This window comes from Arthrobacter sp. YAF17 (genome assembly GCF_052113365.1).
Classification (GTDB): Bacteria; Actinomycetota; Actinomycetes; order Actinomycetales; family Micrococcaceae; genus Arthrobacter.
In genome coordinates this window covers 1-626 of record NZ_JBFRDB010000053.1, presented here as the reverse complement: position 1 = coordinate 626, position 626 = coordinate 1, and the positions used below count along the sequence as shown (strand labels likewise).

Annotated in this window: 1 rRNA gene; it reads left to right on the top strand. The window is 56.2% G+C overall.

Annotated features, from left to right (window positions below):
* Window positions 1-117, top strand: a 16S ribosomal RNA gene (locus AB4Y67_RS18990); the annotation flags it as partial.
* Window positions 118-626: the final 509 nt, after the last annotated feature.

Below are 626 nucleotides of genomic sequence, written 5' to 3'. Positions count from 1 at the left end.
CCCGAAGCCGGTGGCCTAACCCCTTGTGGGAGGGAGCTGTCGAAGGTGGGACTGGCGATTGGGACTAAGTCGTAACAAGGTAGCCGTACCGGAAGGTGCGGCTGGATCACCTCCTTTCTAAGGAGCACCTACAATCACCTTGCCTCATGAATTTGAGTGTGGAGGGGTTGTCAGGAGTACGCCCGTTGCGCAGACGCAAGTTCTGCGGCGGGTGCTCACGGGTGGAATATCAACAAATAGGTGCCTGGCGGCACATGCCGGCGGCAAGTACGGACCCTGCGTCTTCCCTTTGGGAAATGCGGTGGTCCTGGAACGCGGCCGGAATGATTCGCTGGGTAGTGTTTGGCACACTGTTGGGTCCTGAGACAACAGGACCATGGTCTGTGTCCTTTTCCTTCGGGGGAGGGTGCGGGGTGTGGGACTTGTGTTTCTGGTTTCCTGGCTGCACCGATCACACGGTTGTTCTCTCCTTTGGGTGGGGCGTGTGTGGGGTGTGTGGTACGGGGTTGTTGTTTGAGAACTACATAGTGGACGCGAGCATCTTTTATAAGAAGCAATTTCCAAGAATATGAACCTGGATCTGACCTGGGCGCCTTTGGGTGTGTGGGTTGGTTTTCATGGTTCTC